Source organism: Mycobacterium gordonae (genome assembly GCF_002101675.1).
In the GTDB taxonomy this organism is placed as follows: domain Bacteria; phylum Actinomycetota; class Actinomycetes; order Mycobacteriales; family Mycobacteriaceae; genus Mycobacterium; species Mycobacterium gordonae.
The window spans coordinates 1-5,659 of sequence record NZ_LQOY01000163.1; the positions used below are offsets into that span (position 1 = coordinate 1).

Genomic DNA, 5,659 nt, shown 5'->3' on the forward strand with positions numbered 1-5,659 from the left:
GCTTCGGCGGTCAGGGCGGCGAGGCCTTCTCCTCCCCGGCAACCGCGGAGGCGACGGGGGCGCCGGGGGCAACGGCGGCACCGGCGCGGGCGGCAGCGCCGGCACGGGCGGCAGCGGCGGCAACGGCGGCAGCGGCACCGTTGCGGGCGGCAACGGCGGCGCGGGCGGCGACGGCGGCACCGGGGGCGGCGCCGGCGGCACCGGCGGTACCGGTGGTACGGGCACCGGTGCCCGCGGCGCCGGCGGTGCCGGCGGTCACGGCGGCACCGGGGGCACCGGCACCAACGGCGTCGGCACCATCGTCGGCGGCAACGGTGGGCGCGGGGGCACTGGAGGCGACGGCGGCTTCGGGGCTCTTGCCGGCGGCGCCGGCGGCGATGGCGGGCAGGCCGGCACCGGCGGCGCCGGCAATGCGACCGGCGACGGCGGCGGCTTCGGCGGCAACGGCGGCACGGGAGGCACTGGCGGCAAGGGCGGCGCCAGCGCGGCAGGATCCGGCGGTGCCGGCGGCGCCGGCGGCATCGGCGGCACCAACGGCCTCGGCCCGGCCGCAGACGGCAGAAGCGGCGACGGCGGCACGGGCGGCCAAGGCGGCACCGGGCCCGTGGCAGGCGGTGACGGCGGTGACGGCGGAAGTGGCGGCGCAACCGGCGACGCCGGTGCCGCCGGCGCCGGCGGCAAGGGCGGCGCGGGCGGCTCCAGCTCCAAGGGCACCGGCGGCAATGGTGGAACAGGCGGCGCGGGTAGCACCGGCGGCGCCGGGAAGGCCGGCGGGACGGGTGGAGCCGGAGGCGACGGCGGGAACGGTTACGCCGCCGGCACCGGTGGTGTCGGCGGCACGGGTGGCATCGGCGGGATTAACGGCGGGTCCGGCGGGACGGGCGGCGCCGGGGGGACGGGCGGCGTAAGCACCGCCGGTCTCGGCGGTCATGGCGGCAGCGGCGGTTCGGGCGGCGATGGCGGCAGCGGACTCAACAGCGCCGCCGGCAACGGCGGAAACGGCGGTGCCGGCGGCGCTGCCGGGGCCGGCGTGACCGGTGCCGGCAGCGGCGGCAGTGGGGGCATTGGCGGCGACGGCGGCACCGGCACCGACGGCACTTCCGGCGTCGACGGCACCACAGGTGGAGCGGGCGGGACCGGGGGCGCGGGCGGCAACAGCGCCGGCGGAACCAACGGCAACGGCGGGGCCGGCGGCAACGGCGGTAAGGGTGGTCGTGGCGGTGCCGGAGTTGCCGGCGACATAGGCAAGGGCATTCCAGACATCCACGCCGGCAAGGGCGGCCGCGGCGGTGATGGCGGCTCAGGCGGTTTGGCCGGCACCGGCGGCACCGGCGGCAGCGCGGGCGACGGAGGAACCGGCGGCAACGGTGGCCCCGGAGGCTCCGCGGCCGGCCTGTCAGGCGCCGGCGCTGGAGGCGATGGCGGCAAAGGCGGCACGGGCAACCGCGGCGGCAACGGGGGGGACGCCGGCAATGGCGGGGATGGCCTGATCAATCCAGGCTCGGGTGGCACCGGCGGTAGCGGCGGCACGGGCACCGTCGCGGGCGGCGCCGGTGGCCGCGGCGGCACTGGCGGAAGCGGCGGATCCATCCTCGGCACCAACTCCGCCGGTGCCGGCGGTGCCGGCGGCGTTGGCGGTGCGGCTACCGGGCCCGCCGGAGTCGGCGGCCGCGGTGGAGACGGTGGCGACGGTGGCGTCGGTAGCGACACCGGCTTCGTCGGCGCAGCGGGCGGAAGCGGTGGCAACGGCGGCACTGGCGGTCACGGCACCCTCGCCGGTGGAAGCGGGGGGGACGGCGGCGACGGCGGCAACGGTGGTTCGGGTGCGGGTGGGCCGGGGAACCCCGGACTTTCTGGTGACCCCGGCGAACTTCCGGTCGGTCCCGACGGCGGCGCCGGCGGGACCGGCGGAACGGGTGGCAAGGGTGGTTCCTTCTGACCGGTGACCACGGCGCTTACCGGCCGGTGTTGCCGGAGGGGACGAAACGGGTGCGTCGATCAGGATCCGAGAACTCGACGTTCAGCTTTCCCGCAACGAATTATTCTGCGGCCCAAGGGCTTACGCTTCAATCCGGCTGCACCCCGACTAACGCAGTCAACACTGCTGAACGCGGTTTCGGGAGGAAATGCGGAGATTATGAAATCGCCAATTGACACCAACTCGTCCGGCCGCGCGCGGGCAGACGCCAAGCCCCCTCATTTCGGCACGAAATGGGGGCTTTGGCGTCTCCTCGCGCGGAGGGTAGCGGTCATCGCGTCGGCGAATTGCGCCCGAAAGGCGAACGACACGAAGACATGATGAGCGACGAATTGTCTGCCGGCAGTAGGTAAATCCGCGTCGCTTATCCTACTTCGCCAGATGTTCCCGGTGTCCCCAATAGCGCGCCACCGACTGCACCGGCTCCACCGGCTCCATCGGCCCCATCGGCTCCATCGGCTCCGCTGGTGCCGGGGTTGCCCGTAGTGCCTGCACCGCTCGGGACGGTACCCCCGGCCCCGCCTGGTCCGCCGGGGCTTCCTTGACCGCCGTCGCCGCCGTCACCGATCAGCTTGGAGTTACCTCCGGCACCACCCGAACTTCCGTGGCCCCCGTCGCCGCCGGCACCGCCGGCGATGATGCCGTTGTTGACGACTTCCCCGCTCGGGCTGGTGCTGGTGCTAACGGTGGCGGTGATGCTGCCACCGTGGCCTCCTTGCGCGGCGGCCCCGCCGGCCCCGCCGTGGCCACCGTCACCCCACAACCAACCGCCGGCACCACCGCCACCTCCCAGACCACCGGCGCCACCAGCCCCACCGTTGCCTCCCGACATGACGCCGCCGGCGCTGTTGACAATGCCGGTCATGATGAAGTTGCCGCTGCAGTCCGCGATTATGTTGCCGCCGGTGCCACCTTGGGCGCCGGCCCCGCCGGCCCCGCCGTGGCCACCATCACCCCACAACCACCCGCCGGCGCCACCGCCACCTCCCAGACCGCCGGCGCCACCGGCCCCACCATGACCACCAGAAATGACGCCTCCTTCGCCGTTACGAACGCCCGCGGTGAGGAAGAACCCGTCGCCGCTGCCTTTGGCGGTGATGCTGCCGCCAGTACCGCCTTGAGCGGCGGCCCCGCCTGTCCCGCCATGACCACCGCTACCCCACAACCACCCACCGGCACCGCCGCCACCTCCCTGCCCACCGGCACCAGCGGCCCCACCGTTGCCACCAGAAATCACCCCTCCGCCCTCGTTGCGAAGGCCGTACAGGAAGGAAGGATTGCTGGTGGTGCCCGTGTGGGTGGCGGTGGCAGAGATGCTGCCGCCGGCACCGCCTTGAGCGGCGGCCCCACCGGCTCCGCCGTGACCACCAGCACCCGCCAACCACCCGCCAGCACCCCCAAGGCCACCGGCGCCACCGGCTCCACCGACGCCACCAAGACCGCCGGTAATCACGCCGCCGACGCCGCTGTCGGCAATGCCGTACACCTCGGCGAAAGAGGTGTTGCTGGGTGTTGCGGTGGCGGTGATGTCACCGCCGGCACCACCAGCACCACCAGCACCGCCGGCGCCACCGTCACCACCGTCGCCCCACAACAACCCGCCGGCCCCGCCGCCACCACCCAGACCGCCGGCACCCCCCGCACCGCCAACCCCACCGGCAACGACGCTGTCGACGCCCGCGTTGTCAATGCCTTCCACGAACGAGGTGCCGGTGCTGGTGGCGATGATGCTGCCGCCGGCACCACCGGAACCACCGGCACCGCCGGCACCGCCGGCACCGCCGTGACCACCGTTGCCCCACAACAATCCGCTGCCGCCGGCACCGCCGGCGCCCCCGTGGCCCCCGGCGCCGCCCGCGCCGCTATCGCCGGGGTTGCCGGTGGCACCTGCACCGCTCGGGACGGTACCGCCGGCGCCACCAGTGCCGCCGTAGCCTCCTCGACCGCCGTTGCCGCCGTTACCGATCAGCTTGGAGTGGCCGCCCGCCCCGCCGTTCGCCCCTTGGCCGGCGTCACCTCCGGAACCACCCCTCATCGTGCCGTTGTTGAGGACATCGATGCTGGGACCGGCGGCACTGGCAGTGGCGGTTATGCTCCCGCCGGTGCCGCCGTGGGCGGCGGCCCCAGCGGCTCCCCCGTCGCCGCCATCACCTCGCAACCACCCGCCGGCACCGCCGCCACCTCCCAACTCACCGGCGCCACCAGCACCACCGGCGCCACCGCTGATGACGCCGAGGGCGCTGTTGACGACGCCCCGCACCTCGCCGCTGCCGGTGCCAGAGGCGGAGGCGGTGATGCCGCCACCGGTGCCTCCTTGCCCGGCGGCCCCACCGGCCCCGCCGGCCCCACCGTTACCCCATAACCACCCGCCGGCACCACCGCCACCTCCGCGCCCACTGGCGCCGCCAGTACCGCCGGCGCCACCAGTGACAACGGCTAAGTCACCCGTGACAGCCCCCTGTACCTCGCCGCCACCGGTGGCAGAGGCCAAGATGCTGCCGCCGGCGCCACCCTCGCCGGCGGCGCCACCTGCTCCGCCGTGCCCACCGTCACCCCGCAACCATCCGCCGGCACCCCCGCCGCCGCCGTGGCCACCCGCGCCGGCCGCACCGCCATCACCAGCCGCAATGAGGGCGCCGCGGCCGCCGCCGTTGATGATGCCGCGCGTTAGGCCGGAGCCGTCGGTGGCAGCGGCGGCGGCGGTGATGTTGCCGCCGAAACCGCCGTGGGCGCCAGCCCCACCGGCCCCACCGTGACCACCATCGCCCCATAGCCACCCGCCGGCACCGCCGCCACCACCCAGGCCACCAGCGCCGCCGGTACCACCAGCACCACCAGCAATGCCGCCGGATGCAATGCCACCAGCGAAGGTGCTGGCCGTGCTGGTGGCGCTGATGCTGCCGCCGGCACCACCCTGGGCGGCGCCGCCGCCGTCCCCGCCGTGGCCACCGTCACCCCACAACCACGCGCCGCTACCGCCGGCACCTCCCATGCCACCGTCGCCACCGATCCCGCCGGTCCCACCCGTAATCGCGCCGGGGACGGTCTGGTAGTCGCTAATGCCGTGGCCGGTCGAGGTGGCGGCGGCGATGGAGGTGATGTTGCCGCCGGCGCCGCCGTGACCGGCGGCCCCACCGGCACCGCCGTAGCCGCCGTTACCCCACAACCAGCCCCCGGCGCCGCCGGCACCCCCCACGCCACCAAGGCCACCAGCACCGCCCGCTGCACCCCAAATACGGCCGCCCAAGTCGTTGTTGATGCCGATCGCGAAGAAGCTGTCGGCATTGCTGACACTGGCGGAAATATCACCGCCGGTACCGCCGCTGCCGCCGGGACCGCCGATGCCACCGTGTCCCCCGTTGCCCCATAACAAACCGCCGGCGCCGCCGCTACCTGCCGAACCACCAGCGCCGCCAGCACCGCCAATCCCACCAGTGATGGTGCCGAAGACATTGCTGATACCGCTGTTGGCGACGCCGCTGGCAGTGGCGGTGAGATCGCCGCCGGCACCGCCAGCGCCGCCGGCACCGCCGGCCCCACCATGACCCCCATTGCCCCCTAACAAACCGCCGGTGCCACCGCCACCACCCAAACCACCGGCGCCGCCAGCACCGCCGGCCCCTACCGCGATGGTGCCCCCACTATTGCTGATACCGCCGGTGCCGATGCTGGTGATAGTGC

At 74.7% G+C, this 5,659-nt stretch carries 1 protein-coding gene and 1 pseudogene; one reads left to right on the forward strand and one right to left on the reverse strand.

Annotated elements, in window-relative coordinates:
* A pseudogene (locus AWC08_RS36690) lies at window positions 1–1,939 on the forward strand (PE family protein); the annotation flags it as partial.
* Window positions 1,940–2,342: 403 nt separating this feature from the next.
* Here AWC08_RS36690 and AWC08_RS36695 read toward each other — a convergent pair.
* Window positions 2,343–5,659 (reverse strand): PE family protein (locus AWC08_RS36695; RefSeq protein WP_159460012.1); only part of this gene is annotated, 3,317 nt, incomplete at its 5' end.